The organism is Spirosoma sp. (assembly GCF_026391055.1).
Classification (GTDB): Bacteria; Bacteroidota; Bacteroidia; order Cytophagales; family Spirosomataceae; genus Spirosoma.
This window is the reverse complement of record NZ_JAPLET010000022.1, coordinates 738,332-760,374: the sequence shown is the minus strand read 5'-3', so window position 1 is coordinate 760,374 and position 22,043 is coordinate 738,332. Positions and strand designations below refer to the sequence as shown.

Sequence of the window (22,043 nt, the reverse complement as noted above, 5' to 3'; positions counted from 1 at the left end):
TATAAGTGAACTAGAGAATTGACGCATTGAACATCCTTGCCTTAGACGGTGGCCAGGCATCTGGTGTGCCTGGCCACGTTTTTACTTATCGTTCATGAACAGCACCCGGCCATCGCAATAGTCGATACCGAATTCACCGTCGATGAAGATTTTGATGGCGCGGTCGGCTTTCTCAACCTGGATGCTTGGCACGTCTTCGGTATCATCTTCTGGTCCCATTACGGCCAGATTACCCGCCAGCGTCATCATAATTTTGCTGGTGCCTTTCAACCACGAGCGGGGCTCAACCGTTACGTTGGGTAGCATCGAGAGTTTCAGCTTCCCACCTTCGCGGTATAGGATCTGGGAATTGTTGCTCAGCTGAGCATCCAAAGCCTGAGTAGCGTAGACGTACAACAGCGGATCGAGTACCAGGATCGCATCTTCTTCCAGCGGCTCGTCCATGCCGGTGAAGAAGGCCATAGCCACTTTCAGAATTTCGCTCAGAATGTTGCCCGCGTTGATGGTAGCCGCCGAAACCACGACGTTAGCCGTTGGAATATCACCTACCGCACCGGTACCGGTTGTCGCAATACCTTTGTCGAACAGAATGTCCAGACCATCAGTGATGTCCACATTGCTGGTACCAGCTGCGTTATAGACACCTTTGTAGATCGCTCCCTGTACGTCTTTGCCAATCTGCGTGTTGACTTCACCCATGTACCAGTTTAGGGCCGGAAACGAGTAGATATCCGATGAGTCGGTGGCCGTTTTGCGGGCCAGATACGTTTTGCTCCAGGCATAAATTTGCTTCTCGTCGAGTTTCAAATCCACCTTGAACGGACGCAAAACACCTTCCCGGTTGGCTAATGCCACGCCACCCTTGAAGTTGGTGCTGCCGGTACGACCAGGCTGAACCATCGGGTCAGAGCTGGAACGGATCAGGGGCACTTTGTCCCGAATCTTAAAGCCGGTAAACAGCCGGTCCTGTTTGATTTTGAAGCCATTCGACTGCTTCAGTTTAAAAATTACGGAATAATCAGCGATATTCTCCTTGAGCTTATCGGCTAACTTACTGAGGTCGAGTGAACCTGTTGCCACTTGGGTAAACGGTTAAACGTGAAAAAAAATGAATGATGGAATGCGTAGTGGAGATGTGGTGCGCTGGGCTTAGGCTTCCGCTTCCGCAGATGGTACGTCGATATCAGCCATCAGGGTGGGGTATTTCGCCTTTAGTTCCTGCATTTTATCCAGGTTCTTCTGGTCCTTCGCCGTCAGATCGGTCGCTTGTACCTTGCCTTTTCCGTTGGTGTTGGTCGAGTCGTCCGCCAGATTAGCGCCTTTTAGAGCCGCCTGGTGAGCGTCCCATGATGCCGCTTTTGGGGATAATTCGGTTAGCTTGCCCTGAACTGCGGAGAGTTCGCCCTGGATTTTGATTAATTCGGCTTTGGTGCTCGTCAGATCATCCGCCACGGCCTGGTTGCCCTGGGCCTGCGCGCTGAGCCGAGTCTGGATTTCTGTCGCATCAACGGTGAGGGCTTTAAGCTGGTCGGCCGAGAGTAGATCAGCCAATAGTTTACCACTCGTGGGAAACAGGGCGGAAAGATCAGCCCCAAGATCAGCCGGTTTGTCTTCGGCAGATTGGCGCTGCTGGAAGACCACAGCGGCTTCCTGCTCCGCTTTATTGAACTCTTCCTGGGTGGCATTTTCCGAAAAATGCTTGTACAGGGTAGGGAAATGCTTCGCCAGGAAGCTGCCCGAAACGGTGTTTTTTGCCATTGGATTTATGAAAGTTGAATAACTCGTTTGTAAGCGGCATTCAGATCGCCCTGGGAGTCAGCCAAGCCGTAGGATTTAGCCTTTGCGTAGCCATAGACCTTGCCGGTGAATATGTCGTCGGAGGTCAGTTTGCTGCCCCGACCAGCCCGAATGCCTGATTTGAAGGCCTTGTTAGCCGCATCCAGATCAGAATAAATCTCCGCAATGGTCTCTTCGTCCAAATCCTCATAGGGATTCAGCTTGGCCTTATCGACCGAACCCGTTGAGCGGAAAATCTGAATGTCGTAGCCCTGTTGCTCCATCGCCTTTTTCACATTGGTGTGAATGTAAATGGTACCAATGGAGCCGATTTTGGCTAATGGGGAGGTGGCCATCATGATCTCTGTGGAGGGAGCCGCCGACCAAAGAGCCGCACTGGCGCAGAACGAAACGTGGGATAGCACCGGCTTTTTGCTGGACAGGTTGGCCACCGCAGCGGCCAACTCGTCGGTACTATCGACCGTACCGCCACCCGACGCATAGCGCAGGATCGCTCCCGACTTGGAATCGTCTTCGGCTACCTTATTGAGCAGTTGGATCAAAAAGGTATTTGAGAAATAGTTGTCGTAGGAATAGCCCCGGCTCATGGTACCCTGAATGGGGATCACCGGCACGTTACCGTTCATCGACAGGTAGTCGATCCAGGCTTTTTCGTAGGAGTAGTCGGCGGCCTGAAGCTGCTTTTCGGACAGCGTATGTGCGAACCCGAGCATGTTTAGCTGAAATAGATTACCCCGGATAGCCTCTTTGACGGTATGTTCGTGAAGTTCAGAAATGGCCCATGCGCCCGAAAGTAGATTCATGCTGTGCTGCGTCTTGAGAATATGACGCTGCAAACATCCAGGCTACAAACGCCAGTTAATAGGACACAACCTGTGCCTCACAAAATAGCCTGACCGCAGTGCGGTCAGGCTTTAGCTACTAAACGGGCCAACATAACCTACTCAATCTTGACACTGGCCTTGACAAATTCAAGGGCCGTTTCTCCTTTCACGCGCATGATCAGGCTGGCCACATTGGGCGGCAGCACGAACTCGATCAGCGTTTCGGTCCAGTGCAGGCCCACGGTGCGTGAAAATGTGATCACGTTATTGGCATTCAGCTCCAACTCACAGATTAGATTAGCCAGATCATAGGTGTCCTCCGTGATGGGTGAACCAACCGGGTACGTGTTACTACTGCTATAGATCGGCGGATTATTGCGACCCGTGAGCCGGATCTGCACTTTACGGGTCCGCTCGGTCTCAGCCGGAAAATTCACCGTCTGGGCCAAAAAATTCGCCGTGTCGATCAGGGTGGCTTTGACCGCACCCAGGGGCACCGAGTCAACCGGCGTCAGGGCGCTCACGCTGCCGCTGGCTATCCAGCCCGATACAGTGGCATCAATATTGGTTTTGGTGAGGAGTTCTGCGCCGGATAGATCGATAGGCAGTGCCTTCTGGGTCATATCTTTCCCTTCTGTACCCTGCCACTCATAGTACACATCATTGAGCGTGAAACCGCCCGCTTTGTAGAGCAGGAAACTGGCCGTATCGTAATTGATCTGGGTCTGGGTATCGGTTAGATAGAAGCCTGTTACCCCGTCGGCCGTACTGGCCGCCAGTGATACCCACGCTGCATTGAGGTTATCCCGCACCCATACGCTCACGGTGGGGTCAGAGAGGATTAGCCGCAGACTGCTTACGTTAGCGGCCAGGGCATTGACCACGATGCGCACCAGGGCGTAGTCAGCAAAGTTGACGTTCTCTTTATTCAATAGGGAGGTGTATTCGTAGACTTTGGTGCTGGCTACAGCTCCCATTGAATTGAGCGTTGTCAGATCGTCGTAGTACTTCTCCACCGAGGAAGCCAGCCCGTACTGGTTTAGCAAAATTTCCTTAAAGCGTTTGTTCATCTCGATCCGGTTGCCAAACAGCAGATCGGCCACGCTGCTGACGGCTACGCTGGAACGCTTGCGGTACACTTTGATGGCCGATGAGGGCCGGGGCAGGGCTTCGATGTGCTTGGCGAGTGGGCCCCAGAACAGGGAGTTCGTGCGAACGCCCGGATGTGACCCCAGCCACCAGGGCGCGTAATCGGACGCCCCGCGCAGGGTCTGGGCCTTCTGGGCAATATCAAAAAACAAATACCCCCGGCGTGTACAGAACTCCGAGAGCGCTGACTGAACCAGATACCCCAGCGCACCAGAAAAAATAAAATACTCGGTAGCAATGAGGGGCTTATACCCCATCCCCTGTACGGCCAGACAAACCTTATCGAGGTTAGCCAGATAGACATTGAGCTGGTCGGTGGTGTTGATGATATTGCCGCCGAACTCATTTCTGTACGAAATAATCATGGCATACCCGCCCCCTTTATAAGCCCGGATGCCGAGCGAAGGATGAAACGTAAAATCGTTGTTTTTGATGCGGGTCAGGATCATATCCAGCCGATCACCACTCTTGGAATAGTTTTCCACGTTCCAGTCGGTCATCATCGACAATGAGAAAATATGCCCCTTCCCGTTAAGCTGGTAGCTGCCTGCCGAGTACGAATCCCCGCACACCAGAAAGCGCGGCACCGTTTGCAGGGTCACTTTCCTGACGCTGCTGACCACCGGCAGGATTGCCCCGTTAACCGAAACCAGTGAGAGCATGGGGGAGTAGTATGCCTCGAAGGGTGTAGCGCCTGCCGCCTGCTCAAACTGGAATTTCGACTTTCCGGCTATGTAGTAGCTTACTCGCACAAACGAGACGCCTGCGGGAATGACAAACGAGGTGATGGCATTGCTTGAACCACCTGCAACAACCGTCTTACTGCTATTGTAAAACGTCGTTTTCCTCATGCCGTTGCTGCCGTCCCAGCCGGAATAGCTCAAACCGGGCGTTACGGCAATGTAGTCGGTGTAGCCGTATCCGGCGTTGGTGGTTATCGTGCCGTTAGTTTCCAGGTACGCACCATCGGTAGCCAGCGCCGGATTGAACAGGTTCTTACTGGTTTTTACGGTCGATACGACCTGACTGGCATCCAGCTTACCCGCTACACTGGCAATGAAGGCGTCACTCACCAGCCGGTTGGCGGTGTCCTGAGTAATGGTGGACGGATCAACCCGGATGCCCGACGTTTTGGGACCGAACGGCTCATAAGAGGTTGCCAAAGCCCCCAACTCAAGCTGAACCGATGCGCTGGCCTGAGCAATACTCAGCACTGACGACGAATGACGAATCGTGAAGATCACGTAGGCGCAGTTTGCCGGGGTCGTAATCGTCAGCGGGAAAGTAAAGGCTCCGTTGTGGCTAACCGAATAGTAATCAATCAACGCATTGGCTGACGTTTCAAAGCGTAAGCCAAATTGTGCGGTGGTAGCGGCCGTAATGCCCGATAGTGTGTACTGCGTGTTTGCCTGCACAGCAATCCGGCCTGAGCGGGCAAAGCCCACAGTAGCCGAAATGTTGCCCGAACCCGACGAGATAAACGAGCCATCCACGGCCTGGCTCACATCGAACAGGTTTTTGGAGGCCACCAAAAACGAGGTTTTGGCGGGCGTCACCGAGCCATCAGCCGGTGCTCCGCCTTGAGCTACCAGGTCCCACTGAGTCAAATCGAACACGCTTCCGGATGTACCTGCGGCCTTCCGACGGTAGCTATTACCCCCATTCTGAACCCCGTCCCCAACCGCGTAGGAGGTACTGGCCGTCCAGTCACCCCGCCAGTTCAAACCTGGAAAACCCGGTGCCCCTTGATCACCCTTATCGCCCTTCAGACCCATATCACCCTTTAGTCCCTGAATACCCTGATCCCCTTTTAGTCCTTGACTACCGCGAATATTGACGGCTTGGTCAAGGGTTGCTACCAGACCCGTTGCTCCAACGTATTGACCCGTCGAAGGCTTTGTCGGAAAACCACCCGTCCAGTCAACCACCTGCTGCACCAATCGTTCACCGTCCGCCACCGTCGCCAGAATGGGCGTCCAGCCCAGTGTCCCCTGTACAATGGTTCCCCCAACGGCTACACCACCGGGTACCAGATTATAAACAACTTTAAAGTCCGGTGCCGCCAGTAACCCAGCGCTCGATTTCCGTCCCAGTTGCCACACAAATGTCCCGTTCACCTCCGTGCGGCTCAGGGTCGCATTGAATAGACTATAGGTGTAATTTTTGCGAGACAGGGCATTCTTATCGGCTGTTGTCAGCTCGATCTGTAGTCGGTTGGTCGTTGTCCAGACTATGGCATTACCGCTTTTGGTCAGAACAACCACGCCTGCATCATCGAACATACGGAACTCGTAAGCCTGATCCGAAACGGGGCAGGGGGTATCGTCAGCGTTGTAGAAAACAAAGGCGACCGTGCAGGCATCTCGCCGGATACGTTCGATACCGGCATAGGCGGCATAAGCCGTGGAGAGTGGTAACATAGTTATAGGAGGGAAAAATCGGACTCAAAGCCAAGCAGGGCACTCAAATACAGTACATCCGCTTCAGTGATGTATAGGGATGGTAACTTACTCTCGCCTGTAAAGGTCAATACGCGCTCGTTGGCGCCAATGGTTAGTTGCTGATCAAACCGAAGCGGCTGGTTGGGAGTACCGACCAGCCGAACCAGCCCGTTCGAATCGTGATAGATGGCCAGCCACTTGCGCCGACCCATACGATAACAGGCCAGGGTCGTTTCGGGGGCATCTTTAGGTACTACCAGTTTTATTGACTGCCCATAGACGATACCCTGAACGGTAATCGTCGTTTTCTCCTCATAACTACCCTGCCTCGACCGAAAGCGCCAGTCATAAATAATAGCATCTTCGGTTAGGTTAAGTCCCTGAGAGGGCAAGTGCCAGCCAACATCCAAGATGCCAGGCACGGTGCGGGGATCGACCACAGCTAAAACATGCCGGGCTTCGATCAGCCATAGCCGCCGAAGCCCGGGCACGTTCGCTTGACCGCCATGATTCGGTAATGCAGGAATGTCAGGGGTCCGATCAATGGGAGTCATGGTTGCAAAGTACTCCCGAAATCCGGCCAATTGGTAGGACGTAAAATCAGCTGTTTTTACGCCAAAAACCGCCTTCCCTAGCCAGGAAGGCGGTTTTTGGCCGTGAGCAACTCGTTAAACGAGTGAGTAACTAGTAAAAATCGGTGAGAACCTTCCAAAACGCACGAGTAAGTACCCCGACTTTATTTTTTCGTTCAGGCAGCGGCCTGGAGCATTCGTTCAGTTTTTTTGGTCATCCCCCGCTGATGATCCCGCCATTTTTTGCGGAGCGTATCCGAGGAAATCATTTCTTCCGTGATCCCGTACCTGTCCATGAACATGTCCACGGCCTGGTAATCGGAAATGCCTACTGATATGGCCGTTTCAATACCTTCCAGAAATGCCTGGTTAAACAGGTAGGCCAGCAGCTTACTGAAGACATCCACCTTGCGGGGGTGAATAAAATGATTCTTCAGTGAATTGGGGTAGATCAGGGTGATGGCAATCGAATCGTCGATTGTCGTTTTGGGCAAGGCGTGCCGGAAACCAACCTTTTCGCAGGCTAATTCGGTTAAACTACCCAGCATGGATTTTTTGCTGAGATTGATGGTGGTGGTATTGTTACCGAAACGGGCAACAACAAACTGGCGAACATGAGGTTCACGAACAGGTACACGTGTCTTTAACATAAGTAAGTTACGGTGTTATTCAGTATCTTTAGTGCACCAGGGTTCATCAAATCCCCTTTTCGTATTTTTATAAAGACCACCCGTTGGCGCGGGTGGTCTTTTGATGGGTAAAGGTGCCGGTATTTTAACTAGTTGGTTAGGACAGCCACAAAGAAGTTAAGTTAACGTATTAATAAAAATGTAAACTCTAAGTTACTAATTTAATTTTATTGTTATAATAACAGTGTCAATAAGTATTTATCCTCAGGGTTTCCTGAAAAGCCGGGGGCCTGTATTCGATAGTCCCGATCGGGATTATCATAGATAGGAGCGTCATCGATTAATAAAATTTCACTGATATCAACCCCAAGAACCTCCGCAGCTTTCCGCAGGCATTTAACGTCAATGTATCCACCCAAATCCGTTCTGTGGCTGATCATTGGACAGTTGTCACGACTTAGGGAGTAGCGGTTCATTTTCTGTACGATATCATCAGACAGCTTCAGTTGATGGTATAGAATTCGACAAACCTCCGTTATTCGTTGGTGGCGAGCAGCTGTAAAGAAATATACATTGTACTGCCCAGTAACCCGCTCCAGAAACTCTTTTAAAAAGGGTCTGGGGGTTGACTCGTGAAACGTTGTGTAGTCGATGTCAAGCAGCAGGATTTTCATCTTTTGCAGAGGTTAAATCGGCTCCATACTTCTCACCACAAAACGGGCAGTAAGTATGGTCGAGCGTGAATTTCTCTTTGGATTTTCGACCCTCGACAGTAACCAGGGCTTCTGATACCGTTACGGCCGACAGGGTATTGGCCTGCTGATCCCACCGCAAAGCGGTGGGCGTTTCGACGTTTACAATTTTTTTGCCCTTTGGGTGGGTATAGCTTTCTGGCTTTGACAGAATAGAAATGCAGGTACACATAAGTTAGCTGAAAGTTAAACAAGGCCTCGTTAGTGGATCAACTCGCCAACGGTGTGGGCCTGAGTAAACGGATCGCGGTAATTGGTGATAGCCCGGTCGAGTGTGTTTAAGAAAACCTGTTGCCATTCCCCTAGATAAGCCTCCTGCATGTCTTGATGCAGCGCCCTGGCCAGTGGTAACGGAATCGACAGAGCGTATGGCTTGCGCGGACGAATGAGCCAACCTGTCAATTTGTGATTAGTCAATTTAGCTAAGTACTGCGCCATGAGCAGTACCTTGACGGACTGGCTTTTTAAGGGTCTATGGCGGTACCCTTCAGTAGCCTGACGCATGAAGTGGATCATAGCCGCAAATTCATGGGGGGTAATCTTCAGGCGCAGCATGGTCTACAGATCAATGTTAGTGAGTTTAGCAAAGTGCTGCATGCCGTTGAAACAGACGAGTTCAATGCTTACATCAGGCTTCACAATCAGACTGAAGGTTCGTACATTAACCCGACATCGCTCTGCGCAGGTACACTGGGTGTATTCGCAGGGAATGGTACCCCCATTTTTAAAGCCATTGACTCGCTGCAAAGCATCAGCTTCAGACGTTAGTAGTTTTTGTTTCAGATCCGGTGTCATAGTAGGTAGGCATTAACGTTTGGATGCAAATTTGGCGTTGCTCAGCATGGCTAGGTACGGGTGATATTTTTAGGTAGGGACTTTTCTTCCTCTGAAAATATGGTAGCACGGTCCATGTCAAAAATCTTCAGGGCTGACGGTACGACGCGACTCCTGTCGGCTATTAGCTCGTGAATTTCCTGAAGGGTGTGAGCGGCCTCCAGGACTCGACCATCGGTCAGTGTAATTACCGTTGTCGCTGGATTGGTGTGTTGCAGACTAACAATATGATGCAGACTGAGCGTAGTTAGTTGATAACTGGGAGCAACGTATTCTAGGATTGTAATGAACTGATTGTTCATTGTTTATATTAAGTTCTAGAGTGAAATGCTTGAATCTTGATTCGGTAATATTCCTCTACACGGCCCCTGGGCTCGCCATTGTCGAGCAGTTTCTGCATGTAGTTCATCAGCGCGTCTTCATTTTTAAAACTTCTCCCTAAATCGAACGGGTCTTTAGCTGACAGTTGGTGAGCCGGATCAGGAATGATGGCTGTATTGGCTGGTGGTTCATTCTTGCCGCCAGTTGGAAACAGTCCGGCGCTCGGATTATAATAGCTAACCGGGGGACTGTACACATTTTTCAGGAAAGCGATTAGCCATGATTCAGTAAGTATTACAGGCTCAGGAATATACCGGGTGCCGTACATGGTGAAAATCTTAACACTCTGATCGTCATCACTCTCGTGGAAGGCCCGGTAAAACTCAATCCGCATGCCTTCTTTAATGTATCCATTTCGAACCAGCCGCCGTACGCAATCCAATAACAACTCCTGTTTATTGGCTTTTTCGGCCATGTTCAGGGGCTTCGAATAGCCAATCAGCTTTTCTCTTCCAGCTCGAAAAATCTTCCAGTGGTAGGTTGCTCCGGCCCGCTCAAAGCGGCCAAAATTCTTGATAAATGTGCCATTGCGACCTTCCTCGGGAAGTTGGGTCTGTGGGCTTGTTTCGAGATTAAATGTGTCTTCCCGAAGGTTGGGATTGAACTGCTGTTGCGCAACTTGGCCAATGGTCATGGCTGACTTATTTCTGTTTTCCATCGCAGTAGATTATTTGGGGGTTGTTGGCGCTGTTAGGCGCATTTAGGGGCATTCTGAGCGAATGCGGGGGTAAGGAGTGAGGGTTCGCGTTTTTCGATTTTTCGCGCACTGTACAATTGTACAAGTGTACACAGTGTACATATTTTAGAACATTGAACATCTCTCAAATTCCCTAAAAAGGGAGTAGCACTTTCAGTGCCTTAACAGTACAGTAAACTGCACTTAAAAAAATGCCGACCCAGCGGCTAAGACATAATTTTCCCCGTCAATGGCTGAAAAAATTTCGGCGATATGGCAGGTACGGGATGCGCGTAGGCACTCACAAGGCTGATTTGCAACTCAGCTTTGGCATCCGGGGGTTATATGATGGGCTGGCCTACTTAGGGCGGCACATAGTAGGGGTAAGCGATTAATGGGAGCATAATCGTCGAGTTGATGGCTAAAGCCGTTTAGGTGCCCGTGAAGGCGTTAAAAAAAATGAAATGGGTTTAAATAAGCCTTAAATAAGCCGGTAGCAGCGCCACCGGCCTGTCCCATTCCAAAACCCTTCTTTTCAACCTACTGGATTTTCCAGTATAGCGGGAGATACAGGAATCGAACCTGCGTTAATGAGAGTTAGTCATCGCCTGTGAAAACCTAAGCACACGATTCCTCTCACTGCTCTTCCACTGAACTAATCCCCCAAGTCTACCAGGCCAGAGACCAGCCCGGTAGAACCGCTTCTATCCACACCATACTCCCTTTCGGGAGTACTGAGAGAGACTTTCATCGTTCCCAGTATCTTTAATAAGCTCTTTTCTCTACTTTTGCTAGCTCTGCTGGGTCTCCCACAGAACTTTGATAGATATACTTACAGCCCGCCCTCGTCTGAATGCGGGCTGTTTTTTTACTCAATGTGTAATGGGTGTCATGCCATCGGCACCAAACCGTTCAACTGTGGGGTTGCTCATAGGGGTAGTCTAATCAGGGTTGACAGTTCCAACAGGGAAGAAATCAACAGTTTATAGGCCGTGGCCCTATCAACATCCTCACTATCCCGCGCCATCACAAAATAGCGCACTGCGTACATAGCCAGTTCTTTGCGTTCCTCATGAGTGAATAATACGTCATCTACCAGGTCACTTTCAGGTTTGCGCTTTAACAACTGGTCAAATTTTTGCAGTTGAAGTAGGGTAAACGGCACTGGATTCCAGCCTCGTGATTTCCCATCGATGTCGCGCTCCAGTTGAGTAGCCAGTAACTTTTTTCCTTCTGGATGCAAACTGACCGCGACGTAAAGTGTCTCGATCTCGACATGGCGTAGTTCTGTCAAAGACTGGGCCGCTTTGAGGGCAGGTTTACCAAAAAAAGTAAGCATCAGTTCAGAGCCGTTTGAGGGTGAACTGATGCGTCGATGTTATGGGCGTGGCGGTAGCCTTGCGATTTGAATGTTACCATGGCTGATGCGCCACAATCTTGCTGAAGTTGAGCGAAAAGCTGCTCGACTACCGCAGGGGTCTGCTGGGGGGGTACTGATGCGTTCATATTACAGAAGTTTGATAGTTATATAAGTATTGGTAATGCTGAGTTAAGCGGCTTGATTGCCTAGTAGGGCCGTTTCATTCATTCTGGTTTGTACGTTTTGTAGGGTGTCCTGATAGATACTCATGGTGTGTGTATTTATGCGGAGGGGAGTTAAGTTTGAGTGTTCAAGTCAAAAATTTACTTAACCCCCTCCCCGCAATGTCTTATAATGCTGCTGCGAATCGACTACCTCTTATAACTGCCCATCAGGTTCATCAACTATTTCGACTGCTCCGAATCGAATACGAAACGTAATGCCACTGGCTGAGAAAGTAATAAAGCCCTCTTTTTCAAACTGATAGGCTTGATTAATAGCCTCTTTATCTATCTCCAATTCCTGTTTCTGCCCGTAGTCCAGGGCGGCTTTTATAAGTGCCTGCTCAAGGCTTGATCCTGCTTTATGCAGCTGCTTGAGAGCGCCCGGCGGAAACAATAAATCTAAATTCAAATTAGCCATGATCAACTTTAATGATTACAAAAATGAGTTTCTTAAAATCACCCTTAAGGACTCCGAATACGCAGACCCTATAATTGGCCAGGTAAACGCCATTGGCGGTGTGCAGCCTTCTACTCCCGGTTTTACGCCCAATCCATCAAGTTGCTTATTCATAAAATTTGCCGATGAAACTCATGCCAGACAGGATGATTACGCAGGTTCTGAAATAATCAGCCTGTATGGTGATGACATAGACTCTATAGAGGTTCTAAAATTTGACTAGTTGTCTATCAAGCCAGTTTGGCATCAGCCTCTACGATTAAAGGTTACACCAAAAAAATACGCCGTATTAAGCATGACTTTTAATAACATGTACCTCATAATAAAAAGCATGCAAAAAGATGTTATTCAAAAATTGTTAACAAGTAGTTGTCACTAATTTTAGTGTTGTAAACTAAATTTTGTTAATAATTAAAACATCCCTTCGTGAAAAAAACAGTCTACTTTCTAAGTCTGCTTTGCCTAATGTCACTAGCTAATTCATGCAGCAAAAGCGATGACATGATCTCTACCGTTGATATTGACTGTTCCGGCAGTAAATACAATGGCCATTCATTAATGCTGGGCCCCAAAGGAGGTTGCTATTACATTAATTCAAATAACAATAAGACTTACGTTGACCGCAGCTATTGTCACTGCTAATTAAGTAAATCACATCCTTGCGCCTTGGCCTGAACCATTCAGGGCTAAGGCGTTTTTTTTTATCGACTTGCCAGTCAGACTTTCCTTAAGAAATCACTATTTAGATAGTTACACCAAAAAAAGGCGCTGTTTCGGGCATGACCTTCAGGAAGATATCGCGAAGGGGCGCTTTAGCCATACGCAAGTCGTGCCCCTCTTTACTAGCTACCTGCTGCCAGTGCCGGTATAAGCCTGCCTGCTTTAGTTCGAATACAACTTGGGCGTGTTTGTAAGGGACCGCATTTACATACAAGTCCCATAACTGGTTTTTACCTTTCGAAAAATTCTGAACCGTTCGCATTGTTAACAGCCATTTAACTTGTTTTTCTTAGAGAGATAACAGTATTTTGTGATGCTATTACTAAGATTAGTGATGCAATGTTAAATCCATTGGAGATAAACTCCAAATATTTAAGATATAATAATCTTAAATATTTTTTAGTTAACATTTTATATCCTGAAATTCAATGAAGTATAGTTTGAAGGAGAAAATCGAGAAGCTCCTGGAGCAAGAGCGAAGGACCAAGAAAAGTCTATATGATTATCTTGGGATGAGTATGCAAGGGTTCGATGCAATGATGAAAAACAATACATTCACTGCAGTTAGAGTAGAGAAGATCGCCGAATTTTTTGACATAAGTATCTCAGAACTTTATGGAGCTACAAACGAAAAGCCAGAAGATTTGTCAGGTTTCGGAGGGCAAATTTTAAGCAAAATGGCCAAAGATATTGATGAGATGAAGGCTATGTTTGAAGAACAACTGCGGGCCAAAGATCTTCAAATAGCTGGCTTACAACGAACGGTTGACGTTCTGGTGGGAAAGTCTGAGGGTGCTATCGAAAAGCCACTTTCTGAATACGCTTTGACAATTTTTGATTTGATGGATCAATACAAATCACTAAGCCTGGGGCACATGACAACTCCAGTTCAAAAATTGAATCAGCGTGGTCGCAAAGTTGGTGGCACCCGGTTCTCACAAGTAGAGAACGTGTTGGCTAACAAATAATTAAGTAGATAGGATCGAATCTCTTCCTCTCTGCATTGAAGTCCGCAAGTATACTTGCGGACTTTTTTTATGCTGTTTGTCAGACCGCCAAAACAAGCAGAGCCAGCGCAATACGCTGGCTCTGACACCCCTCTCTCATCTACCACATTCTCCCACTAGCTCCCTTCTTGTAAAAATTGCGTCACTTACTGAATATTGAAAATCAGAAGAGGCTAGCAAGTCGAACAACACATTTAAAATAGCTCTGAAAAGTTAACAAAAAATATTCTTATAGTAACAATTATTTTCATATAAATATAATTAATTAACTTAATGTGTTAATTAGTCAATTAATTACAAGAGAAGCCCGTTCAATTCTCTACTAACCGTTTCGCCTGTGTGGACTCTATCAGGAACATATTCAGGTGGGTATTTTCGGATAGGCAAACGCTTCTGGAATTAACTGACGGATGGCCTGGTTCTATGCCGGAGTGTAAGAACTGATCACTTGCGGTGTCTGGAACGTAACCCATACACCCTCGTTTAGTAATCTGGTAGCACGTTATAAATTTTAAAAACTACTCCTTATGTGGCGGGAACAGGATAACCAACTCATGCGTGATTTTCAGTTTACTGATTTCAGCGAAGCCTTTGCTTTTATGACCCGTGTGGCACTCATTGCCGAGAAAATGGATCACCATCCTTGGTGGTCGAACGTATATAATCAGGTTACTATCAAATTGTCGACCCACGACGCCGGGAATACGGTGACTGAAAAAGATCGTATACTGGCAGGAGCCATTGATGCATTGGTCCATTAGGCAGGAGTCTATAATTGACCGTTGATAGACGTGAATAAGACTGCAAACGGCTGTTGACTGGCGACTATCGACTATCTTGCACCATGAAATTGTACCTTGTGCCGACGCCCATCGGTAACCTTGACGACATCACACTCCGGGCGATTAAAGTCCTGCAAAGTGTCGACTCCATTCTGGCCGAAGATACCCGTACATCGGGTGTGCTGCTGCGCCATTTGAATATTAGTAAACCACTGCACAGCTATCATATCTTCAACGAACACCAAACCGTTCAGCGGTTGATTAATCAGTTGAAAGAAGGCAAAACACTGGCCCTGGTTTCTGATGCGGGTACGCCGGGTATTTCAGATCCGGGTTTTCTGCTCGTTCGTGAATGCATCAGGAATGAAATAACGGTCGAGTGCCTCCCCGGACCTACCGCCTTCGTTCCTGCCCTTGTCAACTCCGGCTTACCAAACGACCGGTTTACGTTCGAAGGCTTTTTACCGCACAAAAAAGGACGGCAAACCCGATTGGCCGAACTGGCGGCAGAGGAGCGGACGATGGTTTTTTATGAATCACCACATCGTTTATTAAAAACCCTGCAACAGTTTGCCGATGTATTTGGACCCGACCGTCCGGCTAGTGTTTCGCGGGAGCTTACCAAGATGTTTGAAGAAAACCAGCGAGGGACGTTGTCCGAACTAATTGCTTATTTTGCCCAGAAAACCATTAAAGGCGAGTTAGTCGTTTGTGTGCAGGGCAAAGAACCAAGCCGGGGCAAGGCTAAACGAGTGTATGATACTGAACTTGATGATACTGAAAAGGAGGATGAAGATGAATAACTGGCTGGTAGCTGCAGGCATAGGGCAGGGGAGCGGAAAGCTTATGTATAAACTGCTGATAATACTAGTCGTATTATTGGGCAGCCATCAGGCATCATTCAGTCAGACGTTATCCCCTTCGGCACGGGTCAGCCTGATTACGTACGGGCCGGGGGATGACGATATCTCATCGTCGTTCGGTCATACTGAAATACGCTTTGTTGACCCGGTACTGGGCATGGACCAGGATTATAGTTACGGAGGGTTTGACTACCGCGCCGACTATTTTATTCTTAAGTTTCTGCGCGGGACACTACCTTATTTTGTGTCTGTTCATAATTTATATCAGGTCGCTTACTACTACCAGCAGACAAACCGGAGCATTCGGGAACAGCAGCTAAACTTGTCGCCAGCCCAGCGGCAACGGCTCTTTGACGCTCTGCAAAAGAACTATCTGCCTGAAAACAGGGAGTATCGCTACAAGTTTTATTACGATAACTGCGCTACCCGGCCCCGCGATATGATTGTCGAAGCCTGTGGCGATAGCCTAATGATTCCATCCCGCGATCGGATGACGGGTAAGTCGTACCGCGATTGGATGAACGACTACCTTAATGAAAAACCCTGGTATCAGTTGGGGATGAATCTGGCCATTGGCTGGCCCGCCAACGAGCAGACCGACGGCTGGCGGGCCATGTACCTGCCCGATCAGGTACACGACCAGTTTAGCAAAGCTACCATACGTCAGTCGAACGGGCAGTTGATTCCGTTGGTGCAAAGCGATCAAACATTATTTGCCGCGCAGAAAACCTTTCGTCAGCAGGTCCCCATCTTTTTCGACCCCGACGTTGTATTTACTATCCTGGGCATCATCATCGCGGTATTTACGATTCGGAGGTATGTGACAAACGGGAAGGTTGATCGCTGGCTCGACCGGTTTTTGTTCAGCGTGTGTGGATTTATGGGCTGGTTTTTGGTGCTGCTGTGGGCAATTCGAGACGATGGCGTTACCGGCTGGAATCCAACCCTATTGTTTCTGATGCCACTACATTTGCCTCTGATCTACTGGGCAACCAGTTCGACCGCTACCGCCAAACGCCGGACTACGTACTTCGGAGTCACCGCGTTGCTGCTTGTGATCAGTATGTTTCTGTCGAAAATTCCGGGGGGCGTCGATATCGTTTTCCCGCTAACGCTGCTGGTTCGGTGCATTGTCAATATGCAGCCTGTGCGCCAGGGGCGGCAAACGCCTGTGCGGGTTGCCTGACTGGCGTCTGGTTATAATTGAGGATGCAGGTGCTTTGTCTGGATGAACGAATAAATCTGCAATCTATCATCCATGAAAAAACTACTACTGCCCGGCCTGCTCCTCATTTGGGTTCAGATTGGGCTGGCTCAGCCTGTCGAACGGCTAGTTAAAGTCCTCGTTACGCCTGATCATGCCGACTGGCTCTATAAAACCGGCGAACCGGTCAAATTCAATATTTCCGTTTACCGGAACAACGTACTGCTTCGGGGCGCTAAACTTCGGTACGAGATCGGACCGGAAAAAATGGAGCCCACTAAAAAGGAAACAGTCACGCTAAAAGAGGGCACCCTTGCGCTGGATGGCGGGACAATGAAAACCGCCGGTTTTCTACGTTGCATCGCCACCGTTGAACTCGACGGAAAGGAGTACCGGGGGCTAACGACGGCTGGCTTCGAGCCACTGACCATTAAACCAACGGTGACCTATCCCGCCGACTTCAAGGCCTTCTGGGATAAGGCTAAGGCCGATCTGGCTAAAGTTCCTTTAGATGCCCGCATGACCTTGCTGCCCGAACGGTGTACTGAGCTGACGAACGTGTATCAGCTCAACTTGCAGAACATCAACAACTCGCGCTTTTACGGGATTTTATGCATTCCGAAAAACGAAGGTAAATACCCGGCTATACTTCGGGTTCCGGGCGCTGGTGTTCGTCCCTACGGGGGTATGATTGCCGAAGCCGACAAAGGATTTATTACACTCGAAGTGGGTATTCATGGCGTTCCCGTAACCATGGACCCCGCCGTGTACGATAACCTGAGCCGGGGCCCGCTGAATGGCTACCAGGCTGCCAATCTGGATGATAAAGACCGCTATTATTACAAACGGGTTTATCTGGGTTGTGTACGTGCGGTCGATTTCCTGGCGAGTATGCCGCAGTATGACGGTCAGAATATGGCGGTTACGGGCGGTAGCCAGGGCGGGGCGCTTAGTATCGTGACGGCTGGTCTGGATTCCAGAATCAAGTGGTTGGGTGCCTATTACCCTGCCCTGAGCGATGTGACCGGTTACCTCAATGGACGCGCCGGTGGCTGGCCGCATCTGTTCGCTGGCGATAATCTGGCCTATAACAACAAACCCGACCGGATCAAAACCGTCGGTTATTACGATGTGGTCAATTTCGCACGGCAGGTAAACGTGCCGGGCTACTATTCCTGGGGGTTCAACGACGAGACCTGTCCACCCACATCCATGTATGCCGCTTATAACGTCATTCCCGGCCCCAAAAACCTTGACACCCTGTTTCTTGATACCGGCCACTGGACGTATCCGGAGCAAACCGAAAAAATGACCAGCTGGCTGCTTGGCCAGTTAAAAGGCCAGAAATAACGAAGTCAGTCTGTAGCCTGGACGGCTACGTCCGGGATAAGTGAGGTCTATCTTACCTCGACGGCTACGTCCAGGCTACAGACCAACTGTGCAGGTTGAAAACGGTCATTTCATGCAAAACTGAAGACGTATAGTTTTCAGGCCGTGACTTTTTAGCCCTGCCATGAACGTACGCAACCAAAAACCCCGATTTTCTGTACATATAGTATGCAACTCTTCGTCAACCCCGCTCTCAACGATACCCTTAAAGACAGCTTACTGCAACAGCTACCAACTGGTATAACCGCTGTCTTCAAACAGGACTTACCGGAAGAAAACCAGCAGGCAGCCTTTCGGTCGGCCGACTTTATCTTGGGCAATCCGCCTGCCGCCTGGTTTACCGAGCCGCTACCTGTCCTCAAATTCTGGCAGCTCGACTCCGCCGGATTCGATGGTTATAAACATGTTCAGGTACAGGCCGCTATTGCGAATATGGGCGATTACTTTGCCCGTCCCTGTGCGGAAACCATGCTGGCCGGTATTCTGGCAGTTTACCGATGCATTCCTGAATTAACGCTTTTACAACAGCGATCGGACTGGGTTGGGGCTCCCATTCGTTCCAATACCAACCTGTTATCGCACAAGCGGGTCGTTATTCTGGGAACCGGTACTATCGGGCAGGCGGTCCGGCAAATGCTTACCGGCTTTTCGTGTATCATTAAACTGCTGGCTCGCACCGATCCCCATGCTGACTTACATTCCGCCGAGGAGCTAATTGCCGAACTGCCACAGACCGATATTGTCATTAACTGCCTGCCCGGAACAGCCAAAGGATTTGTCTCCGAAGAAGTAATTAAGGCCATGCGTCCCGGTAGTTTATATGCCAACGTTGGCCGGGGAACTACCACCGACGAATCAGCTTTAATCAAGGCCTTACAATCAGGTCATCTTGGGGGGGCTGTGCTGGATGTAACCGATAAGGAACCTTTACCAACAGACAGCCCATTGTGGACGATGTCAAACGTGTTGCTAACGCAGCATACTGGTGGGGGACAGCCGGACGAAGACGCGGGTAAAGTGGTTCAGTTTCTCAAAAATCTGGCCCGTTTTCAGGCTGGTGAATCGTTGAAAGACGCCGTTGAACTGGGACGCGGCTACTAAGCAAAAGTGGGCCGAATTGCCCTTTTTGGCTTGAATATGCCCATTTTTCAACTTTTTTTTGTATATTTAAGGAGTCGAATACGTGGTATACTGTTTGACTAATCTGCGTACTTATCCAGTGGAATAGTTCCTGAAGCAAGTCAATGATAAACGAAGAAAATGAACAACCGCTAGAGGACGATAATCAACAGCCAGAGGTTAACCCATCTGCCGAAGGCACCGACCTGACTGACGACCTTGTACCGGAAGAGCAACCAATTAACACGAAAACTGAAGTGCTGCACGACCAGACGGTCGTGTCGGGCTTATACGAAAATTACTTTCTTGATTATGCATCGTACGTCATCCTCGAACGGGCAGTACCCGCAGTAGAAGATGGACTAAAGCCTGTTCAGCGCCGGATTCTTCATGCGCTGAAAGAGATGGATGATGGTCGCTTTAACAAGGTGGCCAATGTTATCGGGCAAACGATGCAGTTTCACCCCCACGGCGATGCATCCATCGGCGAAGCGCTGGTCAACATCGGTCAGAAAGAACTGTTGTTTGATACGCAGGGTAGCTGGGGCGATGTTCGGACCGGCGATGGTGCCGCTGCCCCGCGTTATATTGAAGTACGGCTGTCCAAGTTTGCACAGGACGCCATTTACAACGACAAAACCACGGAGTGGCAACTGTCTTACGATGGTCGCAAACGGGAGCCAATAACCCTTCCTGTTAAATTTCCGCTGTTACTGGCGCAGGGTGTTGAAGGAATTGCCGTAGGCCTATCGACGAAGATACTGCCTCACAACTTCAATGAGCTCATTGATGCGTCTATAAACATCCTTAAAGACAAACCCGTATCGCTCTTCCCGGATTTTCAGACGGGAGGCCTGATCGACGTCAGCAACTACAACGACGGGCACCGGGGTGGCAAGGTCCGGGTTCGGGCCAAAATTGAAGAGGTCGATAAAAAAGTCCTCGCCATTCGCGATGTGCCGTATGGCGTGACAACCTCACAGTTGATCGACTCGATTGTTAAAGCGGCTGAGTTAGGGAAAATTCGCATCAAGGCACCCAGTCGCAACGTGGCAGCTGTTGTCGATAACACCGCTAAAGACGTCGAGATTCTGGTTCATTTACAACCCGGTGTTTCGCCCGATGTGACCATCGACGCATTATATGCCTTTACCGACTGTGAGGTGTCTATTTCGCCGAATGCCTGCGTCATTATCGGCGATAAACCGCATTTTGTTAGTGTAACGGATATTCTACGGGTTAACACGCACCAAACGGTGCATTTGCTGCAACGTGAGCTTGAGATCCGGCGTAGTGAGTTGATGGAGCGCTTGCTGTACAGCTCGCTGGAGAAGATATTCATCGAAAACCGAATTTATCGCAAAATTGAGGAGTGCGAAACCTTTGAAGCTGTTCTCGAAGCGATCGACAAGGCGCTTAAACCGCACAAAAAGCTATTTTATCGCGTCATCACTCAGGACGATCTCATCCGGTTGACGGAAATCAAAATTAAACGGATTTCCAAATACGATGGGTTCAAGGCTGAAGAGCTGATGCGTCGGCTGGAGCAGGAACTAGCTGAAACCGAGGATAACTTGGCCAACATCACGCGGTTTGCTATCGCCTATTATAAAGACCTGCAAAAGAAATACGGCAAAGGCCGTGAGCGCAAAACGGAAATCCGGGCGTTCAATACCATTGCCGCCAGTGTAGTAGCCGCTGCCAACCAAAAGCTGTATGTCGACCGCGAAGGCGGATTTATTGGCTATGGGTTGAAAAAAGATGAATACGTCAGCGACTGCTCCGATATCGACGACATTATTATTTTCCGGCGGGATGGAAAGTGTATGGTCGTTAAAATTGCGGAAAAAGTATTTGTCGGCAAGGATATTGTACATGTTTCGGTGTTCAAGAAGAACGACGAGCGGAAAATTTACAACCTGGTTTATCTGGATGGGAAATCCGGCATATCCATGGCCAAGCGTTTTCCGGTTACGGGTGTCACGCGTGATCGGGAGTATGACCTGACAATGGGTAATCCGAAATCCAAGCTAACCTACTTTAGTGCCAACGATAATGGAGAGGCTGAGGTTATCACGATAAACCTGACGGCTCAGTGCACAGCGAAGATCAAACAATTTGATTTTGACTTTGCTTCCGTAGGTATTAAAAACCGGTCGGCTCAGGGAAATATTTTAACCAAGTACCCCGTCCGGAAAATAACCCAAAAATCGGGTGGCGTATCTACCCTGGGCGGTGTTGATATCTGGTATGATGAGCACCTGGGGCGACTTAACCGGGATGAGCGCGGTCGATTATTGGGCAACTTCGATGCGAAAGACTGTATACTGGTCGTTTATAAAGACGGTCTGTATGAACTGACGAGTTTCGACCTGACAAATCGGTACGAGCCTAACGAGATCGCTATTCTGGTCAAGTTCGAACACGACACGGTATTGTCATCTGTGTATTACGAAGCTAACCAGAAGGCCTGGTATGTGAAGCGCTTTAAAGTTGAGACAACGACCATCGATAAGAAGTTTAATTTCATTGGTGACGCAAAAGGATCGAAAAACCTGGCTGTAACCGCTGATAGATATCCCCGAATCGAGATCACTCATCAGGTGAAAGACCGGGGACCACTTGAAAAGATGGTGCTGGAGCCGGAAGGCTTTATTGATATTCGGGGTTGGAAGGCGCTCGGCAACAAACTGCCTTTTGCCAAAGTCAAAGACGTTAAATTGCTGGCCCCAAAGATTGTTAAAGAACCTGTTTCTCCTGAACTGGTTGCAGTTACTGATCCTGTAACCGCTCCGGAGGCTGAAGAGAAAGAGTCGATACAGTTGGGCTTATTCTCTTAAAAATGATGAACTTTAAGTTGTAG

Annotated in this window: 24 protein-coding genes and 1 tRNA gene; 9 read left to right on the top strand and 16 right to left on the bottom strand. The window is 49.1% G+C overall.

Translation table 11 applies throughout. The features are described from left to right. Positions 1-81: 81 nt before the first annotated feature. From NT073_RS18285 to NT073_RS18245, 9 genes are all read right to left on the bottom strand, one after another. On the bottom strand, positions 82-1,080 hold the full coding sequence (locus tag NT073_RS18285; RefSeq protein ID WP_297376319.1) for a hypothetical protein: 999 nt from the start codon (positions 1,078-1,080) through the stop codon (positions 82-84). A gap of 69 nt (positions 1,081-1,149) precedes the next feature. Then, on the bottom strand, positions 1,150-1,758 hold the full coding sequence (locus tag NT073_RS18280; protein ID WP_297376316.1) for a hypothetical protein: 609 nt from the start codon (positions 1,756-1,758) through the stop codon (positions 1,150-1,152). A gap of 5 nt (positions 1,759-1,763) precedes the next feature. After that, the gene (locus NT073_RS18275) at positions 1,764-2,600 is read right to left on the bottom strand and encodes a S49 family peptidase (RefSeq protein WP_297376313.1); all 837 of its coding nucleotides are present in this window, start codon (positions 2,598-2,600) and stop codon (positions 1,764-1,766) included. Between the two features lie 137 nt (positions 2,601-2,737). Then, positions 2,738-6,190 carry a collagen-like protein gene (locus NT073_RS18270; RefSeq protein ID WP_297376310.1) on the bottom strand — a complete coding sequence of 1,151 codons (3,453 nt, stop codon included), beginning with the start codon at positions 6,188-6,190 and terminating at the stop codon, positions 2,738-2,740. Between the two features lie 2 nt (positions 6,191-6,192). Further along, the gene (locus NT073_RS18265) at positions 6,193-6,765 is read right to left on the bottom strand and encodes a hypothetical protein (protein ID WP_297376307.1); all 573 of its coding nucleotides are present in this window, start codon (positions 6,763-6,765) and stop codon (positions 6,193-6,195) included. A 194-nt stretch (positions 6,766-6,959) separates the two neighbouring features. Next, positions 6,960-7,433: a hypothetical protein gene (locus NT073_RS18260; RefSeq protein ID WP_297376304.1), complete on the bottom strand. Its 474-nt coding sequence runs from the start codon at positions 7,431-7,433 to the stop codon at positions 6,960-6,962. Positions 7,434-7,645: 212 nt separating this feature from the next. Continuing rightward, entirely contained in the window at positions 7,646-8,086 is a 441-nt protein-coding gene (locus tag NT073_RS18255; protein WP_297376302.1) for an NIF family HAD-type phosphatase, read from the bottom strand. Next, the gene (locus NT073_RS18250; protein ID WP_297376300.1) at positions 8,067-8,336 is read right to left on the bottom strand and encodes a hypothetical protein; all 270 of its coding nucleotides are present in this window, start codon (positions 8,334-8,336) and stop codon (positions 8,067-8,069) included. Before NT073_RS18250 ends, NT073_RS18255 begins: the two co-directional genes overlap by 20 nt. A 29-nt stretch (positions 8,337-8,365) precedes the next feature. Continuing rightward, positions 8,366-8,602 carry a hypothetical protein gene (locus NT073_RS18245; RefSeq protein ID WP_297376298.1) on the bottom strand — a complete coding sequence of 79 codons (237 nt, stop codon included), beginning with the start codon at positions 8,600-8,602 and terminating at the stop codon, positions 8,366-8,368. A gap of 36 nt (positions 8,603-8,638) precedes the next feature. Here NT073_RS18245 and NT073_RS18240 point away from each other — a divergent pair, with 36 nt between their 5' ends. Next, complete coding sequence (locus tag NT073_RS18240; RefSeq protein ID WP_297376296.1) at positions 8,639-8,932, top strand: hypothetical protein; 294 nt, start codon at positions 8,639-8,641, stop codon at positions 8,930-8,932. A 77-nt stretch (positions 8,933-9,009) separates the two neighbouring features. Here the strand turns inward: NT073_RS18240 and NT073_RS18235 are convergent, their stop codons facing one another. The 6 genes from NT073_RS18235 to NT073_RS18210 all read right to left on the bottom strand — a co-directional run bounded on the left by NT073_RS18235 (position 9,010) and on the right by NT073_RS18210 (position 12,057). After that, positions 9,010-9,300, bottom strand: coding sequence for a hypothetical protein (locus NT073_RS18235; RefSeq protein WP_297376294.1), 291 nt, complete (start codon positions 9,298-9,300; stop codon positions 9,010-9,012). Between the two features lie 8 nt (positions 9,301-9,308). Then, complete coding sequence (locus NT073_RS18230; RefSeq protein ID WP_297376291.1) at positions 9,309-10,037, bottom strand: hypothetical protein; 729 nt, start codon at positions 10,035-10,037, stop codon at positions 9,309-9,311. Between the two features lie 579 nt (positions 10,038-10,616). Beyond that, positions 10,617-10,720, bottom strand: a tRNA-OTHER gene (locus NT073_RS18225). A gap of 263 nt (positions 10,721-10,983) precedes the next feature. Then, on the bottom strand, positions 10,984-11,394 hold the full coding sequence (locus NT073_RS18220) for a hypothetical protein (RefSeq protein ID WP_297376288.1): 411 nt from the start codon (positions 11,392-11,394) through the stop codon (positions 10,984-10,986). Next, the gene (locus NT073_RS18215) at positions 11,394-11,561 is read right to left on the bottom strand and encodes a hypothetical protein (RefSeq protein WP_297376285.1); all 168 of its coding nucleotides are present in this window, start codon (positions 11,559-11,561) and stop codon (positions 11,394-11,396) included. Before NT073_RS18215 ends, NT073_RS18220 begins: the two co-directional genes overlap by 1 nt. A gap of 232 nt (positions 11,562-11,793) precedes the next feature. After that, positions 11,794-12,057: a hypothetical protein gene (locus tag NT073_RS18210; RefSeq protein WP_297376283.1), complete on the bottom strand. Its 264-nt coding sequence runs from the start codon at positions 12,055-12,057 to the stop codon at positions 11,794-11,796. Between NT073_RS18210 and NT073_RS18205 the strand changes: the two genes are divergently transcribed. After that, positions 12,056-12,319, top strand: coding sequence for a hypothetical protein (locus NT073_RS18205; RefSeq protein WP_297376280.1), 264 nt, complete (start codon positions 12,056-12,058; stop codon positions 12,317-12,319). The two genes, NT073_RS18210 and NT073_RS18205, sit on opposite strands and share 2 nt — an antisense overlap. A gap of 519 nt (positions 12,320-12,838) precedes the next feature. Here NT073_RS18205 and NT073_RS18200 read toward each other — a convergent pair. After that, on the bottom strand, positions 12,839-13,078 hold the full coding sequence (locus NT073_RS18200; protein ID WP_297376278.1) for a hypothetical protein: 240 nt from the start codon (positions 13,076-13,078) through the stop codon (positions 12,839-12,841). A gap of 166 nt (positions 13,079-13,244) precedes the next feature. Here NT073_RS18200 and NT073_RS18195 point away from each other — a divergent pair, with 166 nt between their 5' ends. The 7 genes from NT073_RS18195 to NT073_RS18165 all read left to right on the top strand — a co-directional run bounded on the left by NT073_RS18195 (position 13,245) and on the right by NT073_RS18165 (position 22,020). After that, entirely contained in the window at positions 13,245-13,784 is a 540-nt protein-coding gene (locus tag NT073_RS18195) for a helix-turn-helix domain-containing protein (RefSeq protein ID WP_297376275.1), read from the top strand. 566 nt (positions 13,785-14,350) lie between these two features. Then, positions 14,351-14,584, top strand: coding sequence for a 4a-hydroxytetrahydrobiopterin dehydratase (locus tag NT073_RS18190; protein WP_297376272.1), 234 nt, complete (start codon positions 14,351-14,353; stop codon positions 14,582-14,584). Positions 14,585-14,667: 83 nt separating this feature from the next. Continuing rightward, the gene (gene rsmI / locus NT073_RS18185) at positions 14,668-15,408 is read left to right on the top strand and encodes a 16S rRNA (cytidine(1402)-2'-O)-methyltransferase (RefSeq protein ID WP_297376269.1); all 741 of its coding nucleotides are present in this window, start codon (positions 14,668-14,670) and stop codon (positions 15,406-15,408) included. Next, on the top strand, positions 15,401-16,654 hold the full coding sequence (locus tag NT073_RS18180; RefSeq protein ID WP_297376266.1) for a DUF4105 domain-containing protein: 1,254 nt from the start codon (positions 15,401-15,403) through the stop codon (positions 16,652-16,654). The genes rsmI and NT073_RS18180 overlap by 8 nt, the downstream gene beginning before the upstream one ends. 72 nt (positions 16,655-16,726) lie before the next feature. After that, positions 16,727-18,022 (top strand): acetylxylan esterase, encoded by a 1,296-nt coding sequence (locus NT073_RS18175; protein WP_297376263.1) that lies wholly within the window; start codon positions 16,727-16,729, stop codon positions 18,020-18,022. A gap of 207 nt (positions 18,023-18,229) precedes the next feature. Further along, a complete protein-coding gene (locus tag NT073_RS18170; RefSeq protein ID WP_297376261.1) occupies positions 18,230-19,162 on the top strand; it encodes a D-2-hydroxyacid dehydrogenase in 933 nt (310 codons plus the stop codon). Between the two features lie 143 nt (positions 19,163-19,305). Continuing rightward, on the top strand, positions 19,306-22,020 hold the full coding sequence (locus NT073_RS18165; RefSeq protein ID WP_297376257.1) for a DNA gyrase/topoisomerase IV subunit A: 2,715 nt from the start codon (positions 19,306-19,308) through the stop codon (positions 22,018-22,020). Positions 22,021-22,043: the final 23 nt, after the last annotated feature.